Consider the following 20628-nt stretch of genomic DNA (forward strand, 5'->3'; position numbering starts at 1 on the left):
GCGTACCGGGCTAAGCCAATGCTTAACGCCCGCCGATGGCTTGTGCGCAAAACACATAAAAACGCGCAGACCCGGGCAGGGCCTGCGCGTCAATTCAGATCACCTGTGACGTGTAATGATTTGTTATTCCTGCACTTCGTTCAGGATTTGCCCCTTGGCTTCAACCATCAGACTGGCCATTTGCGCGCGGATCGTGGCCTCGTCCGCCAGATCGCCCAGATCGCCTGAGACCTTGCGATAGACGTCCTCGTCCCCGGCCTCTTCGAAATCGGCCTTGATGACCTCGCGGGCGTATTCGGCGGCATCTTCGGGCGATTTGCCCATCAGGCCAGCGGCCCACATGCCCAAAAGCTTGTTGCGGCGGGCCTCGGCCTTGAACTGCATTTCTGCGTCATGGGCATATTTGTTTTCAAAGGCGTTTTCGCGGTCATCAAAGGTGCTCATGGGCCTACTCCGTGGGATCAAGTTGTTTCTCAAGATATGCGGGGGGCGGGCGCGCCTTGCAACCCCTTTGCTTGCGAGCCTACCCCCGAATGCTTATGAGGGCGACAGGCGGCGCAGACTCACCCTGCGGCCCCAAGGGAAAGGACGCCCATGGCGCGACGCAAAAAGATTTACGAAGGCAAGGCCAAGATCCTCTATGAAGGTCCCGAGCCGGGCACGATTGTCCAGTATTTCAAGGATGACGCCACCGCCTTCAACGCACAGAAAAAGGCCGTGATCGACGGCAAAGGTGTGCTGAACAATCGCCTGAGCGAATTTTTCATGACCGGGCTGGCGCAGATTGGCGTGCCGACGCATTTCATCAAGCGTCTGAACATGCGCGAACAGCTGGTGCGCCAGGTCGAGATCGTGCCGCTGGAAGTGATCGTGCGCAACTATGCCGCCGGGACCATGTCCAAGCGCCTTGGGATCGAAGAGGGCACGCAACTGCCGCGCCCCATCGTCGAATACTGCTACAAGGACGATAATCTGGGTGACCCGCTGGTGACCGAGGAACATATCGCCGCCTTCGGCTGGGCCAGCCAGCAGGACATGGACGACATTCTGAGCCTCGCGCTGCGCGTGAACGATTTCCTGAGTGGTGTGATGATGGCTGTTGGCATTCGCCTCGTAGATTTCAAGATCGAGGTCGGTCGCGTCTATGACGGGGATTTCATGCGCCTGATCGTGGCCGACGAGATCAGCCCCGACAGCTGCCGTTTGTGGGACATCGAAACCGGCCAAAAGCTCGACAAGGACGTGTTCCGCCGCGATCTTGGCAACCTCACGGATGCCTATACCGAAGTGGCGCGCCGTCTGGGGGTCATGCCCAAGACGTCCGCGCCCATCACCAAGCCGACGCTCATCAACTGAGCGTCGGATCATGCATATTTTTGGAACAATGAAGGGCTGGTCATGAAAGCGACTGTGCATGTGATGCTGAAGAACGGCGTTCTGGATCCGCAAGGCGAGGCGGTGCGCCACGCACTTGGGGCGCTTGGCTTTGACGGGGTCGAGGGCGTGCGGCAGGGCAAGGTGATCGAGCTTGATCTGGCCGATGGCACGTCCGAGGCGGATGTGACGGCGATGTGTGAGAAGCTGCTCGCCAACACGGTGATCGAAAGCTATCGGGTCGATTTGTCATGAAGGCCGCGGTTGTCGTCTTTCCCGGGTCGAACTGTGATCGCGATCTGGCCGTGGCGTTCCGCGCAGCAGGGGCCGAGGTCGAGATGGTCTGGCACAAGGACACGGACCTGCCAGCGGGCATCGACATGGTTGGCGTGCCGGGCGGCTTTTCCTTTGGTGACTACCTGCGCTGCGGGGCAATTGCGGCGAATTCTCCGATCTGCCGGGCCGTGAAGGGCCATGCAGAGCGCGGCGGTTATGTGCTGGGCGTCTGCAACGGCTTTCAAGTGCTGACCGAGACCGGCATTCTGCCGGGCGCGCTGTTGCGCAACTCAGGCCTCAAATACATCTGCAAGACGGTGGGCTTGCGTATCGAGACCTCGCAATCGGCTTATACCGAAGGCTACAACGCGGGCGACGTGATCGACATTCCGATCGCGCACCATGATGGCAACTATTTCGCAGACGCCGCCACACTTGATACCTTGCGCGGCGAGGATCGCATTGCCTTCACCTATACGGACAACCCCAACGGGTCGATGGGCGACATTGCGGGCATCCTGTCGGAGAACCGGCGCGTTCTTGGCATGATGCCGCACCCCGAACGGGCGGCGGATCAAGGCCATGGCGGCACCGACGGACAGGCGTTGTTCCGCGCAGTGGCCACGCAACTGACCACAGCGTGACTTGAGAGGCCCCGCTCCGGCGCTTATGTTGGAACAATGGGTCCGCTTTCTCAGCTCGCAAATTCTGCTCAGGCGCCGCGTATCATTGGTTGGCGTGTGCGGCTCGCGCTTGTGGTGCTTACGGTGGTTGCTGTGGCCACCGTGTTTGTCACCAACCGCCTGCTGACGGACCGTTTCACCGAAACCACCCGCAACCGTGCCGAATTGCGCCTTGCGCTTTATTCGGGCAACCTGCTGAGCGAATTGCGCCAAAGTGCCATCGTGCCGCAACTGCTGGCCCGTGATCCGACGTTGATTGGGGCGCTGAATTCAGCCGACTATCAACAATCCACGCAGCGCCTGATCTCGTTTGTTGAGGAAATCGGGGCGGCGAACCTGATCCTGATGGATATCGACGGGCGGGCTGTGGCGGCGACGGATCGCGATCGGCTGGGCAGCAATCACCGCACCGATCCGTTCTTTATTGATGCCTTGCGCGCCTCGGACACCGTGTTCAGCGCCACGCCACGCGAGGCGGGCGGCTTTTCCTTTACCTATTCGCGCAAGATCATGGCCGGGGGGGACACGCTGGGTGTGATCGCGGTCGAGGTCGATTTGCAGAAATTCGAGCGCGCCTGGGCCGGGACCTCAGCCGCGGTGTTTGTCACCGACAGCCTTGGACAGATAATCATCGCCACCGAACCGCGCTGGCGGGGCCGCACCGAAGAAGACGCGCTGGAGCGACAAACCCCACAAGGCGCCATTGAACGCGCGATCCGCGTGACCGCCGATTGGACGGCGTTGCCGGCGGATGCCTACATTCAGGGCGAGGCGATGATGCGACTGGAAAACCGCATCCCGTTTCGCGGCTGGCGCATGGTTTCGTTCACCACCTACGAGTCGGTGCGCGAACGGGTGAACGGGGTGCTGGCGCTTGAGATCATGGGATTCGCCATTCTGCTGGCGTTGGCCTTTTATGCGCTCAGCCGTCGCTCGGCCTTTCGTGTGGCGTCATTTGCGCGCGAGTCGGCAGAGCTTCGCCGTCTGAACGTGCAGTTGCAGCGGGAAGTTGCCGAGCGTAAACGGGTGCAGGAAGACCTGGCCGTGGCCGAACAAACCCTTGAACAATCATCCAAACTGGCCGCCCTGGGTGAGATGTCGGCGGCCGTCAGTCACGAGCTGAACCAGCCCTTGGCAGCGATGAAAACCTACCTTGCCGGTGCGCGCCTTTTGCTGCGCCGCAACCGACCTGACGAGGCGCTGGTTAGCTTTGGCCGCATCGACGATCTGATCGAGCGGATGGGGGCCATCACGCGCCAGCTCAAATCCTATGCCCGCAAGGGACAGGACGCGCTGAGCCCTGTAAATATGGCTGACGCGCTGGCCTCAAGCCTGTCGATGATGGAGCCGCAACTGCGCCAGCGCCGGGTCCAGATCAATCGCGTTCTGCCCCCCGATCCGGTCGAAGTGCTGGGGGATCGGTTGCGCATCGAGCAGGTGATGGTCAACCTGCTGCGCAATGCCATTGATGCGACCAAGACGATGCGCGCACCCCAAGTCGACATCATCCTGTCGGCTGGCGAAACCGCCACCCTCACGGTGCGCGACAACGGCCCCGGAATTGCCGATCTCGACGCGCTCTTCGAGCCGTTCTACACCACCAAACAGCCCGGCGACGGTGTTGGCCTGGGGCTTGCCATCTCTTCGGGCATTGTGAACGATCTGGGCGGACGTCTGACAGCGCGCAACGGCCAGTCCGGCGGCGCGGTGTTTGAGATGCAATTGCCTGTTCTGGGTGAGCAGGCCGAAGAAGACGACCATGACGACGACAAGAAAATTGAAGCGGCGGAGTAAGTTCAGATGACCCAAGCGATGAAAATTGCAATCGTCGATGACGAACAGGATATGCGGCAATCGATCAGCCAGTGGCTGGCCCTTTCGGGCTATGACACCGAAACCTTCGCCAGCGCCGAAGACGCGCTGAAAGTGCTGGGGCCCGAATATCCCGGCATCGTCATTTCCGACATCAAGATGCCGGGCATGGACGGGATGCAGTTTCTGAAAAAACTCATGGGCAATGACAGCGCCTTGCCGGTGATCATGATCACCGGTCACGGCGATGTGCCGATGGCGGTCGAGGCGATGCGTGTCGGTGCCTTTGATTTTCTAGAAAAACCGTTCAACCCGGATCGCATGTCACAACTGGCTAAGAAGGCCACGGGCCAGCGCCGCCTGACCATGGACAACCGCGCCTTGCGTCGCGAGTTGTCTGATGGCGGGCAGTTGATGAAAAAGCTGATCGGGCAGAGCCCTGTGATGGAGCGGCTGCGCGAGGACATTCTCGATCTCGGTCAGGCCGACGGCCATGTGCTGATCGACGGCGAGACGGGGACCGGCAAAACGCTGGTGGCCCATGCGCTGCATGCGGTGGGGTCCCGCGCGGGCAAACGCTTTGTCCTGATCAGCTGTTCGGCCTGGGAAGAAGAGGCGCTGGCCAAGCGTCTGTTTGGGCCCATGCAGCCCGAAGACGCCCAATTGCCCGCCATCGAAGAGGCGCGTGGCGGCACGCTGGTGCTCGAAGATATCGAAGCACTAAGCGAAAGCCTGCAGGCGCGCCTTTTGAGCGTGATCAACGATCAGGGCACGCCCGCCGAGACCCGCATTGTGGGGATCAGCAATCTCCAAGAGGCCGGGCGCACCTGCGAGGACGCGCTGCGTCCCGATCTCTATTACCGGCTTGCGGCGCTCAAGATCACGGTGCCTCCGTTGCGTCAGCGTGGCGAGGACATCCTGACGCTGTTCACGCGGCTCTCGGACCAGTTTGCCGATGAATATGGCTGTGACGCGCCCAAGGTGTCAGCGCAAGAGGCGGCCCAACTGTTGCAGGCCCCTTGGCCGGGCAATGTGCGCCAGCTGATCAACATCGCCGAGCGGGCCGTGCTGCAGGCGCGGCGCGGGACGGGATCCATCGCCTCGCTCTTGATGAACGACCACGAGGAAATGCAGCCGGTGATGACCACCGAAGGCAAGCCACTCAAGGAATACGTCGAAGCGTTCGAGCGGATGCTGATCGACAATACGATGCGCCGCCACAAGGGCTCGATCGCATCCGTGATGGACGAGCTGTGTCTGCCGCGCCGGACGCTGAACGAAAAGATGGCCAAGTACGGATTGCAAAGGTCAGATTACCTCTGATCGATGGACCTCGGGCCGGGCTTTGCGCTGGATTTCATTCTGGCGGTGCTGTTTTACCTGCTGTACGTGCTGGTGCCGCTGCTGGGTGTCTGGCTGTGGCGCAAGTGTTGGCGCATCTGGGTCTTACCGCTTGGGCTGCTCTGGTGTGTCGGTTTCGTCTTTGTCCCGCTGATCGACCACCAGCGCGCGCGGCTGCAGGCAGAGGCCATGTGGGGCCTCGCCATATTGCCCGACAGCATTGCCATCGATGGCAAGGTCTTTGTCAGTGACGACACGGTGCGCACGCCGCACACCGCCATCCACCGCTTCAACACACCCGCGCGCGCCTTTGGGCTGTACAACCGCGACAAGGCCGCAGCCGCACTGGCCGCCGGGCCCGTCGACTTTGCAGATTTGCGATTTTTCGAACATGTGCCCGCGCCGGGCGAGTACAAGGACCGCAAGACAGTGGAGACACCGCAAGGCACGCGCGTACCTGTCGATTACCTGATGTGGTCGGATTTTCGCGGTGATGAGCACGTCCTGCTGGACATGCTGAACCTGCCCGGTGTCGACACGCTGCCAAACGACGTGAGTGTGGACTATGCCATCCTCGAGGTACAGGACCCGTCCGCCTTTGATCTGCGCAGCGCGCGGGTTTTGATGCTGCTGCCCTATGCCTCCAAAAGCTACTATGCGTGGCCGTTCAACCCAATGGTCCGCCGGGTCTATTCCGCGGCGGACTATACCACGCGGCGCGACATCCAGCTGAACCTGTTCTGCAGCAACCTGTCCGAACAAGAGCGCGACCGCTGTCGGCGGGACATGTAGCACCGCGGCGCAAAAAATTTCTATTTCAATCGAATAAACCCGCCTGCTCACCCGTTAACGGAGCATGATGGCGCGCTTGGTCGCGTCTGGCAAAAGAGATTGAAAGGGACAAGACATGAAAGTTATTGGCAACAGGCAGTATCCTGACTCGTACGACGCGGTCATGCGCAAATCGAAGCTCAACGAACTGCTGCAAGCCCAGTTGAAAGCGGAATTCGACTATCACTTGTACGAATTTCTCGAAGAGAAGTTCGACCCCGAATACCTTTACAACACCTATCTGCAAAACAGCCTGCCCAAGGGCGTGAACATTCCCGGCAAATTGTTTACCGCAGCCGACGCCTTGGCCGGCGATTGGAACCACAAGGGATGGGCCAAAGTTGTCACCGCGGCCCGCACGCACATCAAAGGATTGATCGAACTCAATGCTTTGGAACGCATGTACAAATCCGAAGAGTTCCTCGCCTACCACAAGGCGCAGGGCGGAACCATGGACACGCCGGCGAACATGCCCGCAGACGAAGGCGAAAACGACAAGAAGGCACCGCCGGTCATTCGCGCGGCCAAGCAGCTTCGGATCCAGAACGTCGAATTGCTGCGCAAATACATTGCCGCGTTGAACAAGTTCGGCCCGCCGACAATCCGGCCAGTAGCCGAAAAAATGCTGCGGGCGGAGAAATCCAAGCTGAAGGTCGATACCCTCAACGAATTTCTTTACGAAGGCGGCTTTGCCAAGCGGATGAAAGGGCCCGAAGCCGAACCGCTGCAGGCCCAGACACCGGAGATCAAGCTGAACAAGAAAGCGCTGCAGGTCTGCGGGTTTCAGAACCTGAAAGGCGACAAGCCACTGGACCGCATCCGGGCCTTTATTCTTGCCATGCACCGCAAGGACAAGACCACGGCAGAAGTGATCTTTGGCAAGATCATGAAGGACGAGCCTCTCAACAGCCTGCTGAACGGCGACAAGCTCATCGACATTTTCAAGCGGATGCAAAAGCGCAAGGCCTTTGAAACCATCCAGTGACCTTGGCGATAACCCAGTGTCGGGTCCGCCAGCGGGCCCGACTAAAGGAGCAAGATCATGAAAGTGATAGGCAATCGGAAATACCCAAGCACCGTCGAAGGCGTTATGGCCAAGAAGGAATTGTCCAAGTTTCTGCGGGCGCAACTCAAGACCGAGCATAACTTGCACCATCTGAATTTTTTGCTCGGGCCGTATGACCCGTTGAGACTTTAGCAGACATACATCCACCCAAGCGCGATGGATCAGATCAGTGTGCCTTCGGGCGAGCTTCGGGATGCCATTGCGTTACAGGACAAGTGGGATGACCCAGCCTGGCCGGGTGTCATCAGGGATTTGCGAAAACCCTCAAGGATGAACCCAAAACCAGCTTGCTGCATGGCGCCAAGCTGACCGATCTGATCAAGCGAATGAAACAGGGCAAAGCCATTGAAATCCTGTGACGCCTTCGGCCCGGTCCCCCGTCATGGCGTGGGGGCAGGGGTGCTTAAAAAACAGACGAGTACCCGCATGGCGGGAAATCGATCGCACTCCGATCCGGGTGCGCACCTCAGATTCCCCATTGTCATTGGCACTGTCTTCGCCTTATCTATGCATACGGGTTTCCGACGCTGTTTCGCGTCGCCCCGGATACGAGTTTCGCTGTCGATTGTGTTTTGACGGGCCAGCCCCGCGAATGCCGTGACAGACCGATTGGGCCCCCAACGGGGCCACGAGATGCTGACGTCGGCACATGCCGCGCGCAGCTAATGAACGGATGCAGCGCCCCAAGGGGTGATTTGCGTCGGAGAAGAACCGCGATGACACGCGCAAGGACATTGAGAGTTCCAGCAGAAGGCCCCCCGGGTCAGGCCTGCCGCGTGCCGCATATCGCCCAGACAAGACACGCGGTACGACGGCCTGCTCCTCCGGGGACGGGCCGCGTGCACGCGCGCAATGGACTTAAATGGCTAAGAAAATGCTTATCGATGCCACCCACGCGGAAGAGACTCGCGTTGTGGTGGTGGACGGAAACAAGGTCGAGGAGTTTGACTTTGAATCCGAGAACAAACGCCAGCTCGCTGGCAACATCTATCTTGCAAAGGTAACACGGGTCGAACCGTCGCTTCAGGCGGCGTTCGTGGACTATGGCGGCAATCGCCACGGGTTCCTCGCCTTTTCCGAGATTCATCCCGATTACTACCAGATCCCCGTCGCCGACCGTCAGGCCCTGATGGAGGAAGAGCGCGCTTATGTTGAGGCTCAAAAGGCCCGCGACGAAGCCGATGAAAAGCCCAAACCCAAGCGCCGGTCACGCTCGCGTAGCGCAGCCACCAAGGACAAGGATGCCAAGGCCACGCAAGAGATCGAGGGCATGGAGACCATCGACCTCGAAATGGACGCCGGGGCAGAGACCGAGACCGAAGCAGAAGTGCCCGCGGACGAGGCGGCCTCGCCCATGGAAACGGTGGCCGAGACGCCCGTGGAAACACCTGCAGCCGGTGAAGAGACCGACAGCGATGACGTGTCCGAGGCTGTCTCTGAGGCCGACAGCGAGTCGGATGACGATGACGACGACGAGACACCCAAGGGCCCGGACGCAACGGCCAAGGATGACAGCATCGAATCCGTTGCCGATGAGGATGACAGCGAAGACATCCGCCCGGCCCGCAAACCGCGCCCCAAGCGATACAAGATCCAAGAGGTCGTCAAGGTCCGCCAGATCCTGCTGGTGCAGGTCGTCAAGGAAGAGCGCGGCAACAAGGGTGCGGCGCTGACAACGTACCTTTCGCTGGCCGGACGTTACTGCGTGTTGATGCCCAACACCGCCCGTGGTGGCGGGATCAGCCGCAAGATCACCAATGCCGCTGACCGCAAGAAACTGAAAGAGATCGCCAACGAGATTGACGTACCACAAGGCGCCGGTCTGATTGTGCGAACGGCAGGCAGCCAGCGCACCAAGGCCGAGATCAAGCGCGACTATGAATACCTGCAACGGCTCTGGGAACAGATCCGCGAGCTGACCCTCAAATCCATCGCACCCGCGAAGATTTACGAGGAAGGCGACCTGATCAAACGCTCGATCCGTGACCTTTACAACCGCGATATCGACGAGGTGTTTGTGGAAGGCGAGCGGGGCTATCGCACCGCCAAGGACTTCATGAAAATGATCATGCCGTCCCACGCCAAGAACGTGAAACTCTACACCGAAAGCCTACCGCTCTTTGCGCGCTATCAGGTGGAAACCTACCTTGGCGGCATGTTCAATCCGACAGTTCAGCTGAAATCCGGTGGCTACATCGTAATCGGAATCACCGAGGCGCTTGTGGCCATCGACGTGAACTCCGGCCGCTCCACCAAAGAAGGGTCGATCGAGGACACCGCCCTCAAGACCAACCTTGAAGCGGCCGAAGAGGTGGCGCGCCAGTTGCGTCTGCGTGACCTTGCAGGCCTCATCGTCATCGACTTCATCGACATGGACGAGCGCAAGAACAACGCCGCCGTCGAAAAGCGGATGAAGGACAAGCTGAAGACGGATCGCGCCCGCATTCAGGTCGGTCGCATCTCGGGCTTTGGCCTGATGGAGATGAGCCGCCAGCGCCTGCGTCCCGGTATGATCGAGGCCACGACACAGCCTTGTACGGCCTGTCATGGCACGGGTCTGATCCGTTCGGACGACAACCTGGCCCTGTCCATCCTGCGCCAGATCGAAGAAGAAGGCACCCGCCGCCGCTCGCGTGAGGTGCTGGTCAAGGCGCCTGTGGGCATCGCCAACTTCCTGATGAACCAGAAGCGCGAGCATATCGCGCAGATCGAGGCCCGCTATGGTCTGTCGGTCCGCATCGAAGGCGAGCCGCATCTGATCAGCCCCGATTTCACCATCGAAAAGTTCAAGACCGCCACCCGTGTGGTCAAGGCGGTCGAGACAGCGGTGGTGTCGGTCGACACCTCTCTGATGGATCAGGTGGACGAGGACGAGGACATCACAGAGGTGGTCGAGGACGAAGCGCCTGCGCCCGCCGGCTCTGCGCCTGTCAGCGCGCCTTCCGAAGAGGATGGCGAACAAAAACCCAAACGCCGCCGCCGTCGGCGTCGTCGGGGTCGCGGCAAGGGCAATGGTCAGGATAACAACGGGGCCGACGAGAATGCCGCGTTCGAGAATGACGACGCGCCTCAGGCGACAGAAGAGGGCGAGACGCCCGAAGTTGAAGCGGCACCAGAGGCAGAGGCGGACGCTCCTGCGCCGAAGAAGAAGCCAACGCGCACGCGCCGTTCCAAATCCGCCGATGCACCCAAGGCCGAAAGCGAGGCCCCTGCGGCCGAGCAACCTGCACCAGAGGCGGCGGCCGAGGAAAGCGCCGAAGCCCCCGAGGCCGAAGCCGAGGCGCCGCCCAAGCCGAAACGGACCCGCAAACGCGCGCCCAAACCCACTGTCGAAGAGGCCCCCGCCGCGGAAGCGCCACAAGAGGCTGCTGCCCCGGCAGAGCCAGAACCCGCGCCGGAACCCGAGCCACCTGCACCCGAGCCGGTCGCAGCAGCGGCAGAGACGGTGGCCGACACGGTCGCCGAGGACGTCCCACCCAAGCCGAAAAAACGCGGCTGGTGGTCGCTGGGCAAGTAAAGTGAGGGGCGCGCCGCAGGGTGCGCCCTTTTTCTTTCGGGATCAGCCTTTGCGGATCACGTAGGTCTGCACCGGGCCGCTCTGGTCACTCGAGACCAATATGTGGCCCGCCTCGTCGCAAAAATGCGGAACATCAATGATCGCGGCGGGATCGTCGGCGAGCATGGTCAGGGTCTCGCCCGTCGCAATGGCCTGCAAACGCTTGCGCGCCTTGAGCACGGGCAGGGGGCACAACAGGCCCGTGGCATCGAGAGTATACGTGTCATCCATAGTGCCGATGTAGGGGCGATGTTTCAGCCTGTCCACAGACATGTGACCGCGCGGGGGCTGACGCAGCCCGCGCGCCGGGATAGGGGTGAGGGCATGTTCGGAATCGAAATCATCGACGCAAGCCTTGTTCCCGCGATGGGCGTCGCGCTGCTGGCCGGGATCATCAGCTTTCTCAGCCCCTGCGTGCTACCCATTGTGCCGCCCTATCTCGCCTATATGTCCGGGATGAGCGTGTCGGAGATGTCCGAAGGCTCAACCAAGCGCAACAGGGCGGTCATCACAGCACTGTTCTTTGTGCTGGGGCTGAGCACGGTGTTCCTGTTCCTTGGCTTTGCCGCCTCGGCGTTCGGTGCGTTTTTCCTGATGAACCAGGTGCTGTTTTCGCAGATTTCCGGAGCTGTCATCATGGTCTTCGGCCTGCATTTCCTTGGCGTGTTCCGCATTCCGTTCCTTGATCAAGAGGCGCGGATGGATGCGGGGGATCAGGGCGGGTCGTCCTTTGGCGCCTATGTACTGGGCCTGGCCTTTGCCTTTGGCTGGACACCCTGCATCGGCCCGCAACTGGGCGCGATTCTGACGCTTGCCGCCACCGAGGCGTCGGTGACCCGTGGGACGGTTCTGTTGGGCATTTACGCGGCCGGTCTGGGCATTCCATTCCTGCTGGCGGCCATGTTCATGAGCCGGGCAATGGGGTTCATGAACCGCATCAAGCGCCATATGGGCCTGATCGAAAAGGTGATGGGCGGCCTGCTTTTGCTGGTTGGTGCCGCGATGCTGTTTGGCTGGTTCACGCGGTTTTCGTTCTGGCTGCTGGAACGCTTCCCGGTGCTGGCGACCTTTGGCTAATCGGATAGCTGCGCAGTCAACCGCTGCAAGATAAACACGCGAATTGCCGAGGCCAGTCCCACATCCGGATCACGACTTGCATCAATTTCGCTCGCCAATGCATTGATTGGTTTGCCTTCTTTGGCAGCGATGGCGCGAAAGGCAGTCCAGAATTCCTCTTCCAGCGACACGCTGGTGCGGTGGCCCTTGAGGGTGAGCGAGTGTTTTTGCGGCCGCCCGCTCATGCGGTGTCGTCACCGTCGTCGCGCAGCGCCTTGCCGTCCAACTGTCGCCGCGTGCGCTCCTCTTCCTTGCCCACCGCCTGCTTTTCGGCCTTGCTGCGCCCGAAGGCGACGACGTTCTGGTTGGCCCGCGCCTTGTCTGCGGCGCGGGCGCGCTCTTTGCGCACCTTGTTGAGGTTGATGGGGCTGTCGCTCACTTCGGGCCGATCATGTTTTCGGGGCGCACAACACGGTTGAACGTCTCTTCATCAACAAATCCGAGGGCAATTGCCTCTTCCAGCAGGGTCGTGCCGTTCTTGTGCGCGGTCTTGGCCACTTTGGTGGCGTTGTCATAGCCTATTTCGGGGGCCAGCGCTGTGACCAGCATCAGCGACTCGCGCATCAACTTGTCTATGCGCACACGGTCTGCATCCAGACCGACCACCAGATTGTCGGTAAAGGCCGAGGCCGCATCGCCGAGCAACTGCATGGATTGCAATACGTTATAGGCCATCATGGGCTTGTAGACGTTCAACTCAAAATGCCCCTGACTGCCCGCGAACCCAACAGCCGCATCATTGCCCATCACATGGGCACAGACCTGCGTCAGCGCCTCGCACTGGGTCGGGTTCACCTTGCCGGGCATGATGGAACTGCCGGGTTCATTCTCGGGCAACACCAACTCGCCCAGACCGCAGCGCGGGCCAGAGCCGAGCAGGCGGATGTCGTTGGCAATCTTGAAGAGCGACGCGGATACGGTTTTCAGCGCACCCGACATCTCGACCATGGCGTCATGGGCGGCCAAGGCCTCGAACTTGTTGGGGGCCGTGACAAAGGGCAGGCCGGTGATCTCGGCCATGTGGGCTGCGACCGCCTCGGCCCAGCCTTCTTTGGTGTTGAGGCCCGTGCCCACGGCAGTGCCCCCTTGCGCCAGTTCATAGATGCGCCCCAGCGCGTCCTTCACCCGCTGGATGCCCATGGCAACCTGATGAGTGTAGCCGGAAAACTCCTGGCTGAGGGTCAGCGGTGTGGCGTCCTGTGTGTGGGTGCGCCCGATCTTGATGATGCCGTCAAATGCCTCGACCTTGGCCTGCAATGCGCCGTGCAGCTTTTCCAGCCCCGGCAGCAACACATCGCGCGCCATCATTGCGGTCGAGATGTGCATGGCCGTCGGGAAGGTGTCGTTGGACGACTGGCCCATGTTGCAGTGATCGTTGGGATGCACCGGATCTTTCGATCCGATCACGCCGCCGAGGATTTCGATGGCACGGTTGGCGATGACTTCGTTGGCGTTCATGTTTGACTGCGTGCCCGACCCGGTCTGCCAGACCACGAGGGGGAAGTTGTCGTCGAACTTGCCTGCCACCACTTCGCTTGCGGCCTGAATGATCGCATCGGCCAGTTGCGGATCGAGCCCGCCTTGCGCCTTGTTCTGCATCGCACAGGCCTGCTTGATCACTCCCAATGCGCGCACGATGGCGACGGGTTGTTTTTCCCAGCCGATGGGAAAGTTGATGATCGAGCGTTGGGTCTGGGCGCCCCAATACTTGTCGGCCGGAACCTCGAGCGGTCCAAAACTGTCGGATTCGGTGCGGGTGTCGGCCATAGGTCTGGTCCTTGCTGCAATTGTCAGTGTCTTGCCCTCGCGTTTACCGGGCGGGTGCGGCACAGACAAGCGTGCTGGTTTTTACACGCGCGTTCGTGAAGGGAACAATGGCAGAAAGGGTGATGAAACTTTGCCGGTATCGCACTATGTTATAAGGAGCGCGCATTTTTGGGAGAGTTCGACCATGCCAACCACCCGCACCGCCAAAATTTCCGGCCTGCATCACATCGTGGCGGCACTCTTTGCGCTCAGCGCGGCCTGTGCCCTGTTCGTCGGCATGGCGCGCGCCGATGCGTCGGCCTTTATCGGCACCTATAGCGGATCAGCCGAGGTCACGTCACTGGACGGCACCAAGATCCCGCGCGACATGAGCGTCGAGATTTCCGAGACGTCGGACGGGTTTCGCGTGCAATGGACGTCGGTCACGTACCGCACGGACGGTGAGGTGCGCGAAAAATCCTACGAGATCGACTTTGTCGACAGCGGGCGGGGTGCGGTCTTTGCCGCCGCACAGCGCAAGAACGTCTTTGGCCACGAGGTCCAGCTCGACCCGATGAAGGGGGAACCCTATGTCTGGTCGCGGATCGTGGGGGAAACCCTCACCGTCTATTCGTTGTTTGTGGGGGCCGATGGCGGCTATAGCCTGCAGCAATATGACCGCACGCTTGCAGATGGCGGCCTTGATCTGCGGTTCCAGACCATCCGGGACGGCGAAATTCAGCGCGCGGTCGAGACGTTTCTCGCCCGCGAGTGACACATGGGCCGATGGCCTGATTATTTCCGGAAACTGTCCAGCGACACGATTTCTGCATCCTTGGCCGGTGCATCGTCATCGTCGTCACTTTTGAGCGGTTTTGGCTTGGCCGCAGGCGGGCGGGGCAGGATGTCCGGGGACTTGCTGGTCGCCGTATCAATCCCGTCCTCGTCGTCCTGCGTTTCAAAGCGCAGACCAAATTCGACGGATGGGTCAACAAAGGTCTTGATCGCGTCGTAAGGCACATAAAGTGGCTCGGGCGCGTCGCCGAAATTCAGCGTGACGGCAAAGCCATCCTCGCCCACATCCAGCTTGTCATACCAGTGCTGCATCACCACCGTCATCTCGCCGGGATAGCGATCGCTGAGCCAATCGGCCAGTTCCGCATCCGGATGGCTGGTGTCGAAGGTGATGAAAAAATGGTGCGATCCGGGCAGCCCGCGTTCGGCAACATCACTCAACACTTTGCGGATGAGGCCGCGCATGGCCTCATGCATCAGGTTGCCGTAATCAATGCTGCGGCCCATGGCACTCCTCGCACTTTACAGCCCTAGCATATCCCAATTCCGCGCGGTGAAAAGAGGGCGCAGTGACAAAGCCTGCATTAAGTGAGACCGGCCAGCGAAATTGCGCAACCCGCCAGTGCCATCAGCCCGAGCGTGGGCAGGAGTTTTACTTTGGCCACAAGCATAAGGCCCATCGCAATCAGCGTCAGAACCACTGCCCAGATATTGAGCGTTGCAAGGTTCGGCACGGGCAGGGCGAGGCCCTGGGCCGTTTCGATGGTGCCAAAGACCACATGCAGCGCAAACCAGACCGACAGGTTGAGGATCACACCCACCACGGCGGCGGTGATCCGGCTGAGGGCGGCGGACAGGCGCGGACGCGCGGCGATGTGGTCGAGATAGGGACCGGCGGCGAAAATCCATAGAAAACAGGGGATGAACGTGACCCACAGGGTCAACGCCCCGGCAGCCAGCGCCAATCCCAGCCCACCTTGGGCAAAACCGGCGAGCAGTGCCACGAACTCGGTCACCAGGATCAGCGGGCCCGGTGTCGTTTCGGCCAGCCCAAGGGCATCAATCATCTGCTCGGTGCTGATCCAGTCGAAATCCTGCACCACCTCCTGGGTCATATAGGCCAGCACCGCGTAGGCCCCGCCAAAGGTGACAACGGCCAGTTTGGAAAAGAACAGGCCCACTTGCAGCAAGAAATCCTGCGCGCTGACCCACAGCACAATCAGTGGCGTGGCCCAAAGCGCGGCCCAGATCATCACGGTGCGCCCGGTTCTGGCGCGCGCCGGTGCAGGTGCGGCAGGTGGTGCGCGCAAATCTGCGGTCAGGTATCCAAAGAGGCCCGCGGCAATCACAACCAGCGGAAAGGGCAGGCCAAAGACAAACAGGGCGACAAAGCCGATGGCGGCAAGAATCCACGCCGCCCGATCGCTCAGCGCCTTTTGCCCAAGGCGCAAGAGGGCCTGCAACACCACCACGATGACCGCCGCCTTGATGCCCAGAAAAGCGGCCTGCACCAGCGGCAGCTCCCCGAAGTGAATGTAGAGAAGGGCGAGGGCGAGGATCACCACCGCTCCCGGCACCACGAACAGCAGCCCCGCCAGCAGCCCGCCCCATGTGCCGCGCAAGCGCCAGCCTGAAAAGGTCGCCAGTTGCATCGCTTCGGGGCCGGGCAGAAGCATGCACAAGGACAGGGCGCGCAGGTACTGATCCTCGCTCAGCCATTTCTGGCGGGTCACGAGGGCGTCATGCATCAGCGCGATCTGCGCGGCAGGCCCGCCAAAGGACAAGAGGCCTATGCGCCCAAACACCCGGAACAGGTCTGGATAGCTGGGGGCCGTCATTGCGCGCGCCCCGTCGGCCAGTCATGGCCTTCATCCGCACCATCACGCGCCCACCGGTAAAGCGCGTCGTACAGGGGCAGACCGGCCTGCAACTGGTCCTGATCATCACGATATTGACGTGACAAACCCACCGACATGGCCAGCAGGCCTGCCGCCTCGGGGGCCAGATCGTGGCGGTTCGTGTCAGCGGCGCGGATCACAGTTGCCAGCCGGTCCAGCGCCGGCGCGTGCAGTGCAAATTCGTCGAGCATCGTGTCGAAGGTACAGCGGTCTCCGCGATGGCTCCAGAACACGTCCTCGACATCAAAGGGGGTTGCGCCATAGCGGTCGGCCACCCCCATCACTTCGGCAGGCGAGACAAACAGAAACCGGGCGTGCGCGTCGACAAAACGGCGGATCAGCCAGGGGCAGGCGATCCGGTCGATCTTGGGGCGGTGGCGGGTCACCCAGAGCGTGGCGCCATCCACCGGATCGGGCAGGGCGGCGGCGGGCACGCGCATCATGTCCTTCATGTCGCGCCACGCATACATCCCACCCTTGAGATATTCGGCGCTGAACCCATCCGCGCGCAGCCGCGCCACGAGGCCTTGCGACAGTTTGATGCCGCGCTGGCAGGTGATCACCGCGTGCCGCCCGCCCAAACGGGCCTTGAGACCCGCAAGGTCAGTATGAGGATGGCGCACGGAGCCGGGGATCAGGAACGGATCATCGGCAAAGTCGGGATCGATGGAAATGTCAATGATAACAGGCGCATCCGCCGTGCCAATCAGACGCAAGAGTTGGGAGCAAGTGATTTCGTTTGGGGCAGCCATGAGCATGCATCCTTTGCATTGGAAACATGCGAACGTTGGGCTGTCGCCTCACGGGGTGTTCGCGTCTACCCCATGGCTGTAGCATCTTCGCTTTGGCCGTGAAGTCAAGATGCTTGAAGGCGGCATCCAATGGTTGGTCATTGACCCAGTCATCAGATCGGCAATGCATCGGCCCTTTTGCAACGCAAAACGGCCCCGGTTTCCCGAGGCCGTCCGGTGTGCGTTGTGTCAGAGCGTTATAACTTTTTGCGACGACGCAGGGCGACCAGACCACCAAGACCGGCCAGCAAAAGAACGCCGCCCGCCGGTAAAGGTACGGCGCTGATGGTGCCGGTATAGACGTCATCGACAGCGACGATCGAGGGCGAACCGCTGGCGCTGAAATTGATGCTCGTGAGTCCGCCGATGTCGGTCACGCCAAAGAACTGCGGAGTGTCTGCGGTCAGATCGAATGTGCTCGCCACCGACCCGGACACTGTCACGGTTGCAGCTTGGGATGCGGTCATCCACAGGCCAAACGCGGTGAAGGGTGACGAAAACGCGGTGAAATTCAGCAGCGAATCCCCGTTGTCCTGATAAAGCGCATTGCCCGTGCCTGAAACGACGCCCGTCGATGAAAAGGGTGGTGTGCCCGCGCCGATTTGATTCGTAGTGCCGTTTGTCTCGGATATCGTGAAGCCCGTGAAGGTGAACGAAGGTTGCACAGCGTAGGCGTTTTCAAAGCTTTCGACGGTTGTGGTTGTCGCCGCCTGAAATGACGCAAGATCAGAGAAAAACGTGGCCGCGGAAGCAAGGCTTGCAACGCTCGAAATGACCATCGACAGGCCAGGTGTCTTCAAAACACTCTGGTGTCCTCGCAAAAATGGGTCCAAGTCAGAATTTATGCAACCATGAGCAGTGGGGCATAGCCTCACGATCAATAGATTAAGGTGTAATCGAGAAAATTAACTATTTGCTCTCGGCGACCACCAACACAATCGACGTCTTTTGGCACTATTGGTTCCAAAATTTGCAAAATCACGCTGCGTTTTGCTTGTTTGAGTGGCAGCGACGGCGCGAACAGGATCACCGCAGCGGTGTGCCCGCCAACATCATCACCATCGCGTTTTCAGGCAGCAGGCCAAGTTGTTCGAACAGGCTGAGCGCGTCAAGATTACTGGACACCTCGGCCATGCGTTCGCCGTCAAAGCGCACCAGCATCTGGTTGAACACATGTATGGGATCACCGTTGTGCAATGCATGGCTTTTGATTTCGACGAGCACGGAAAGCCAGTCGTCCTGTTCAATCACGATCGGAAAATTAACAGTGACGGGACCAATCAGGGCCCGTGTCATCGTTACCAATTCGCCGAGTTCGTTGGCATCAAACGGTTCATCGCCAAGAATGCCGCGTGTGCGCGCGTCGGGCGCCAGCAAGCTGTGCAGCGCAGCAACGTTCCCTTTTTGCCAAACCTCGTCGTAATAGGTTTTCAGGACCTTTATCTTGTGTGGCACTTTGCCCCTCATACATGTCGTTTGCGACACGCATGACGATAGAGCGCACAGCTTAATGAAGGGTTCAAGGCGAGTGGATAAGTGCAGGCTTCTGTTGCCAGGTGCCTGCGAACCCCGCCTTAGGCTGCAAAGCCTAAGGACTTAATTTTCGATATTAGGAACAGCTTATGCTGCTACTGCCATCGGAGCACGATTGTCATTTGCAATTGTACAGTTTTCGCCGGTAACGGTGGCAGACAGCCGAGACAAAGCAAACCCCTTTAGACGTCCGTCGATCCTATTTCGACCCCATGATCCCCCAAATGAAAGGATGTTTGGTGGAGTCGCCGGGTACCGCCCCCGGGTCCGATCCGCTTATTACGAGCGCGTTTATGTCCATAGTCCCGAAGGACGATACAGATATAGGCGAGTGGCGCGCGTTTTGCAATTGCCGGGAGCCTCCGGCGGGGATTTATTTGAAACAGAGAAGGGTTGAAACCTGGATGAACTTTGCCGCGTATTCGTCGGCTATCTAAAGATTAATTCCAGTTTTATGCCAACCTTTCAAAGGTTCGCCCACAAGAACCACGCAGCCAAGGCCGCCTCGATCCCGCCAAAGACCAGCACCTTTTTCACCGGCGGTGCGTCGAAAACAAGCGACAGAGCCCGCCCCAGAGCCGCCCCGACAAAGGCAAAGCCGACCATCGCATATCCCAGCGGCTCATCAAGCCAGATGGCCGCCCCGCCCGCCGCGACAAACAGGCCACCCACGCTGGCCCGCATCTCGCTCAACCCCATGGTGCTGGTAGTTGGCGCAAGATCGAGTGCTGCTGCGGTGTAGCGGGGTGCCAAAAACCCGAACAGTCCAAAGCCGATGGTCAAAAGGGCTGCGATGAGGTTGAGGATATCAATCATACACCTTGAGCTAGCGCGCCATCCACTCACGGGCAAGTGATGATAGCCACTGGCCGCGCCTGCGCTATCTTTTGACCATGCAACCCCGGGGAGACTGAGCAATGACACGCAAGACGGCCAAAGACTTCGATCCCAACATCCTGAAATTGTTTGACGGCTATGTGCATGGCGATATGAGCAAGCGCGATTTCCTGCGCGGTGCGGGCAAGTATCTGGCCGCCGGTGTGACGGCCACGGCGGTGCTGGAAAGCCTGCAGCCCAATTATGCGCTGGCCGAGCAGGTCGCGCCGGACGATCCGAGCATCCAGACGACGCGCGTCAGCTATGACAGTCCTGACGGGCACGGCGAAATCTCGGGCCTGATGGCCAAACCGGCGGGTGTCAGCGACCCTTTGCCCGCCGTTCTGGTGATCCACGAAAACCGGGGGCTGAACCCTTACATCGAAGACGTAGTGCGTCGCACGGCCAAGGCGGGCTATCTGGCCTTTGGCCCCGATGGGCTGTCGCCTCTTGGGGGGTATCCGGGCAATGACGACGAGGGGCGCGCGATGCAGCGCAGCCTAGATCGCACCAAGCTGTTGCAGGACTTCTTTGCCGCATTTGAGTTCCTGAGCACTCACGACGGTTCCACCGGCAAGGTTGGCGCAGTCGGGTTCTGCTATGGCGGTGGGGTGTGCAACGCGCTGGCGGTGGCCTATCCGGACATGGCGGCCTCGGTCCCGTTTTACGGGCGGCAAGCGGCCGTCGAAGACGTGCCCCGCATCAATGCCCCTCTGTTGCTGCATTATGGCGAACTGGACGAGCGCATCAACGCAGGCTGGCCGGCTTACGAGGCCGCGCTCAAGGCCAACGGAAAGGCCTATGAGGCCCATATCTATGCCGGTGCGCCGCACGGGTTTCACAACGACACAACGCCGCGCTATGACCCCGCCGCCGCCGCCCTTGCCTGGGAGCGCACGTTGGCCCATTTCGCCGCACATCTGAGCTGAGGGGC

The 20628-nt window shown here is 60.4% G+C and carries 23 protein-coding genes and 1 other RNA gene; 12 read left to right on the forward strand and 12 right to left on the reverse strand.

The window, feature by feature from the left end; genetic code table 11:
* Positions 1–123 precede the first annotated feature (123 nt).
* Positions 124–444, reverse strand: a complete 321-nt coding sequence (locus Q1A89_RS17985; protein ID WP_299731558.1) for a DUF1476 domain-containing protein — start codon at positions 442–444, stop codon at positions 124–126.
* A gap of 150 nt (positions 445–594) precedes the next feature.
* On the opposite strand from Q1A89_RS17985, the gene purC reads away from it, so the two are divergent.
* From purC to Q1A89_RS18030, 9 genes are all read left to right on the forward strand, one after another.
* On the forward strand, positions 595–1356 hold the full coding sequence (purC, locus tag Q1A89_RS17990; RefSeq protein WP_299731560.1) for a phosphoribosylaminoimidazolesuccinocarboxamide synthase: 762 nt from the start codon (positions 595–597) through the stop codon (positions 1354–1356).
* A gap of 42 nt (positions 1357–1398) precedes the next feature.
* Entirely contained in the window at positions 1399–1629 is a 231-nt protein-coding gene (purS, locus tag Q1A89_RS17995; protein ID WP_299731563.1) for a phosphoribosylformylglycinamidine synthase subunit PurS, read from the forward strand.
* Positions 1626–2294, forward strand: a complete 669-nt coding sequence (gene purQ, locus Q1A89_RS18000) for a phosphoribosylformylglycinamidine synthase subunit PurQ (RefSeq protein ID WP_299731566.1) — start codon at positions 1626–1628, stop codon at positions 2292–2294. Before purS ends, purQ begins: the two co-directional genes overlap by 4 nt.
* A gap of 36 nt (positions 2295–2330) precedes the next feature.
* Positions 2331–4127 carry an ATP-binding protein gene (locus Q1A89_RS18005; protein ID WP_299731569.1) on the forward strand — a complete coding sequence of 599 codons (1797 nt, stop codon included), beginning with the start codon at positions 2331–2333 and terminating at the stop codon, positions 4125–4127.
* A 6-nt stretch (positions 4128–4133) separates the two neighbouring features.
* Positions 4134–5468 (forward strand): sigma-54 dependent transcriptional regulator, encoded by a 1335-nt coding sequence (locus tag Q1A89_RS18010; protein ID WP_299731572.1) that lies wholly within the window; start codon positions 4134–4136, stop codon positions 5466–5468.
* A 3-nt stretch (positions 5469–5471) separates the two neighbouring features.
* Entirely contained in the window at positions 5472–6278 is an 807-nt protein-coding gene (locus tag Q1A89_RS18015; RefSeq protein WP_299731575.1) for a hypothetical protein, read from the forward strand.
* A gap of 163 nt (positions 6279–6441) precedes the next feature.
* Complete coding sequence (locus Q1A89_RS18020) at positions 6442–7302, forward strand: hypothetical protein (protein ID WP_299731578.1); 861 nt, start codon at positions 6442–6444, stop codon at positions 7300–7302.
* Positions 7303–7359: 57 nt separating this feature from the next.
* Positions 7360–7515, forward strand: a complete 156-nt coding sequence (locus Q1A89_RS18025; protein ID WP_299731581.1) for a hypothetical protein — start codon at positions 7360–7362, stop codon at positions 7513–7515.
* A gap of 730 nt (positions 7516–8245) precedes the next feature.
* The gene (locus Q1A89_RS18030) at positions 8246–10900 is read left to right on the forward strand and encodes a ribonuclease E/G (protein ID WP_299731584.1); all 2655 of its coding nucleotides are present in this window, start codon (positions 8246–8248) and stop codon (positions 10898–10900) included.
* Positions 10901–10942: 42 nt separating this feature from the next.
* On the opposite strand, the gene Q1A89_RS18035 is transcribed toward Q1A89_RS18030, so the two are convergent.
* Complete coding sequence (locus Q1A89_RS18035) at positions 10943–11170, reverse strand: sulfurtransferase TusA family protein (protein WP_299731587.1); 228 nt, start codon at positions 11168–11170, stop codon at positions 10943–10945.
* A gap of 93 nt (positions 11171–11263) precedes the next feature.
* On the opposite strand from Q1A89_RS18035, the gene Q1A89_RS18040 reads away from it, so the two are divergent.
* Complete coding sequence (locus tag Q1A89_RS18040) at positions 11264–12016, forward strand: cytochrome c biogenesis protein CcdA (protein ID WP_299731590.1); 753 nt, start codon at positions 11264–11266, stop codon at positions 12014–12016.
* On the opposite strand, the gene Q1A89_RS18045 is transcribed toward Q1A89_RS18040, so the two are convergent.
* Genes Q1A89_RS18045 through fumC form a run of 3 tightly spaced genes read right to left on the reverse strand, consistent with a single transcriptional unit; the run spans position 12013 to position 13822 of the window.
* Positions 12013–12240 carry a ribbon-helix-helix domain-containing protein gene (locus tag Q1A89_RS18045; RefSeq protein ID WP_299731593.1) on the reverse strand — a complete coding sequence of 76 codons (228 nt, stop codon included), beginning with the start codon at positions 12238–12240 and terminating at the stop codon, positions 12013–12015. The two genes, Q1A89_RS18040 and Q1A89_RS18045, sit on opposite strands and share 4 nt — an antisense overlap.
* Positions 12237–12434: a DUF4169 family protein gene (locus tag Q1A89_RS18050; RefSeq protein WP_299731597.1), complete on the reverse strand. Its 198-nt coding sequence runs from the start codon at positions 12432–12434 to the stop codon at positions 12237–12239. The genes Q1A89_RS18045 and Q1A89_RS18050 overlap by 4 nt, the downstream gene beginning before the upstream one ends.
* A complete protein-coding gene (gene fumC / locus Q1A89_RS18055; RefSeq protein ID WP_299731600.1) occupies positions 12431–13822 on the reverse strand; it encodes a class II fumarate hydratase in 1392 nt (463 codons plus the stop codon). Before fumC ends, Q1A89_RS18050 begins: the two co-directional genes overlap by 4 nt.
* Positions 13823–14006: 184 nt before the next feature.
* Here fumC and Q1A89_RS18060 point away from each other — a divergent pair, with 184 nt between their 5' ends.
* Positions 14007–14576: a hypothetical protein gene (locus Q1A89_RS18060; RefSeq protein WP_299731603.1), complete on the forward strand. Its 570-nt coding sequence runs from the start codon at positions 14007–14009 to the stop codon at positions 14574–14576.
* A gap of 20 nt (positions 14577–14596) precedes the next feature.
* Here Q1A89_RS18060 and Q1A89_RS18065 read toward each other — a convergent pair whose 3' ends face one another.
* From Q1A89_RS18065 to Q1A89_RS18095, 7 genes are all read right to left on the reverse strand, one after another.
* Positions 14597–15103 carry a ClpXP protease specificity-enhancing factor SspB gene (locus Q1A89_RS18065; protein WP_299731606.1) on the reverse strand — a complete coding sequence of 169 codons (507 nt, stop codon included), beginning with the start codon at positions 15101–15103 and terminating at the stop codon, positions 14597–14599.
* Positions 15104–15180: 77 nt separating this feature from the next.
* Complete coding sequence (gene chrA, locus Q1A89_RS18070; protein ID WP_299731609.1) at positions 15181–16434, reverse strand: chromate efflux transporter; 1254 nt, start codon at positions 16432–16434, stop codon at positions 15181–15183.
* Positions 16431–17246: a sulfurtransferase/chromate resistance protein gene (locus Q1A89_RS18075; protein ID WP_299731612.1), complete on the reverse strand. Its 816-nt coding sequence runs from the start codon at positions 17244–17246 to the stop codon at positions 16431–16433. The genes chrA and Q1A89_RS18075 overlap by 4 nt, the downstream gene beginning before the upstream one ends.
* A gap of 236 nt (positions 17247–17482) precedes the next feature.
* Positions 17483–18085 carry a VPLPA-CTERM sorting domain-containing protein gene (locus Q1A89_RS18080; RefSeq protein WP_299731615.1) on the reverse strand — a complete coding sequence of 201 codons (603 nt, stop codon included), beginning with the start codon at positions 18083–18085 and terminating at the stop codon, positions 17483–17485.
* A gap of 226 nt (positions 18086–18311) precedes the next feature.
* Positions 18312–18752 carry a nuclear transport factor 2 family protein gene (locus tag Q1A89_RS18085; RefSeq protein WP_366524506.1) on the reverse strand — a complete coding sequence of 147 codons (441 nt, stop codon included), beginning with the start codon at positions 18750–18752 and terminating at the stop codon, positions 18312–18314.
* A gap of 68 nt (positions 18753–18820) precedes the next feature.
* Positions 18821–19171: a transfer-messenger RNA gene (gene ssrA / locus Q1A89_RS18090) on the reverse strand.
* Between the two features lie 112 nt (positions 19172–19283).
* The gene (locus tag Q1A89_RS18095; RefSeq protein WP_299731619.1) at positions 19284–19634 is read right to left on the reverse strand and encodes a DUF4345 family protein; all 351 of its coding nucleotides are present in this window, start codon (positions 19632–19634) and stop codon (positions 19284–19286) included.
* A 101-nt stretch (positions 19635–19735) separates the two neighbouring features.
* On the opposite strand from Q1A89_RS18095, the gene yghX reads away from it, so the two are divergent.
* Positions 19736–20623 carry a YghX family hydrolase gene (yghX, locus tag Q1A89_RS18100; RefSeq protein WP_299731621.1) on the forward strand — a complete coding sequence of 296 codons (888 nt, stop codon included), beginning with the start codon at positions 19736–19738 and terminating at the stop codon, positions 20621–20623.
* Positions 20624–20628 lie beyond the last annotated feature (5 nt).

It is taken from the genome of uncultured Tateyamaria sp., from assembly GCF_947503045.1.
GTDB lineage: Bacteria > Pseudomonadota > Alphaproteobacteria > Rhodobacterales > Rhodobacteraceae > Tateyamaria.

Bases quoted from the DNA above. Each gene is read 5' to 3' on its own strand.
- Q1A89_RS18065 (WP_299731606.1), bottom strand. From the start codon at position 15,103: ATGGGCCGCAGCATTGATTACGGCAACCTGATGCATGAGGCCATGCGC.
- Q1A89_RS18035 (WP_299731587.1), bottom strand. From the start codon at position 11,170: ATGGATGACACGTATACTCTCGATGCCACGGGCCTGTTGTGCCCCCTG.
- Q1A89_RS18015 (WP_299731575.1), top strand. From the start codon at position 5,472: ATGGACCTCGGGCCGGGCTTTGCGCTGGATTTCATTCTGGCGGTGCTG.
- fumC (WP_299731600.1), bottom strand. From the start codon at position 13,822: ATGGCCGACACCCGCACCGAATCCGACAGTTTTGGACCGCTCGAGGTT.
- Q1A89_RS18085 (WP_366524506.1), bottom strand. From the start codon at position 18,752: ATGAGGGGCAAAGTGCCACACAAGATAAAGGTCCTGAAAACCTATTAC.
- Q1A89_RS18025 (WP_299731581.1), top strand. From the start codon at position 7,360: ATGAAAGTGATAGGCAATCGGAAATACCCAAGCACCGTCGAAGGCGTT.
- Q1A89_RS18040 (WP_299731590.1), top strand. From the start codon at position 11,264: ATGTTCGGAATCGAAATCATCGACGCAAGCCTTGTTCCCGCGATGGGC.
- purS (WP_299731563.1), top strand. From the start codon at position 1,399: ATGAAAGCGACTGTGCATGTGATGCTGAAGAACGGCGTTCTGGATCCG.
- Q1A89_RS18075 (WP_299731612.1), bottom strand. From the start codon at position 17,246: ATGGCTGCCCCAAACGAAATCACTTGCTCCCAACTCTTGCGTCTGATT.
- Q1A89_RS17985 (WP_299731558.1), bottom strand. From the start codon at position 444: ATGAGCACCTTTGATGACCGCGAAAACGCCTTTGAAAACAAATATGCC.
- yghX (WP_299731621.1), top strand. From the start codon at position 19,736: ATGACACGCAAGACGGCCAAAGACTTCGATCCCAACATCCTGAAATTG.
- Q1A89_RS18030 (WP_299731584.1), top strand. From the start codon at position 8,246: ATGGCTAAGAAAATGCTTATCGATGCCACCCACGCGGAAGAGACTCGC.
- Q1A89_RS18020 (WP_299731578.1), top strand. From the start codon at position 6,442: ATGCGCAAATCGAAGCTCAACGAACTGCTGCAAGCCCAGTTGAAAGCG.
- chrA (WP_299731609.1), bottom strand. From the start codon at position 16,434: ATGACGGCCCCCAGCTATCCAGACCTGTTCCGGGTGTTTGGGCGCATA.
- Q1A89_RS18045 (WP_299731593.1), bottom strand. From the start codon at position 12,240: ATGAGCGGGCGGCCGCAAAAACACTCGCTCACCCTCAAGGGCCACCGC.
- Q1A89_RS18005 (WP_299731569.1), top strand. From the start codon at position 2,331: ATGGGTCCGCTTTCTCAGCTCGCAAATTCTGCTCAGGCGCCGCGTATC.
- purQ (WP_299731566.1), top strand. From the start codon at position 1,626: ATGAAGGCCGCGGTTGTCGTCTTTCCCGGGTCGAACTGTGATCGCGAT.
- Q1A89_RS18095 (WP_299731619.1), bottom strand. From the start codon at position 19,634: ATGATTGATATCCTCAACCTCATCGCAGCCCTTTTGACCATCGGCTTT.
- Q1A89_RS18010 (WP_299731572.1), top strand. From the start codon at position 4,134: ATGACCCAAGCGATGAAAATTGCAATCGTCGATGACGAACAGGATATG.
- Q1A89_RS18060 (WP_299731603.1), top strand. From the start codon at position 14,007: ATGCCAACCACCCGCACCGCCAAAATTTCCGGCCTGCATCACATCGTG.
- purC (WP_299731560.1), top strand. From the start codon at position 595: ATGGCGCGACGCAAAAAGATTTACGAAGGCAAGGCCAAGATCCTCTAT.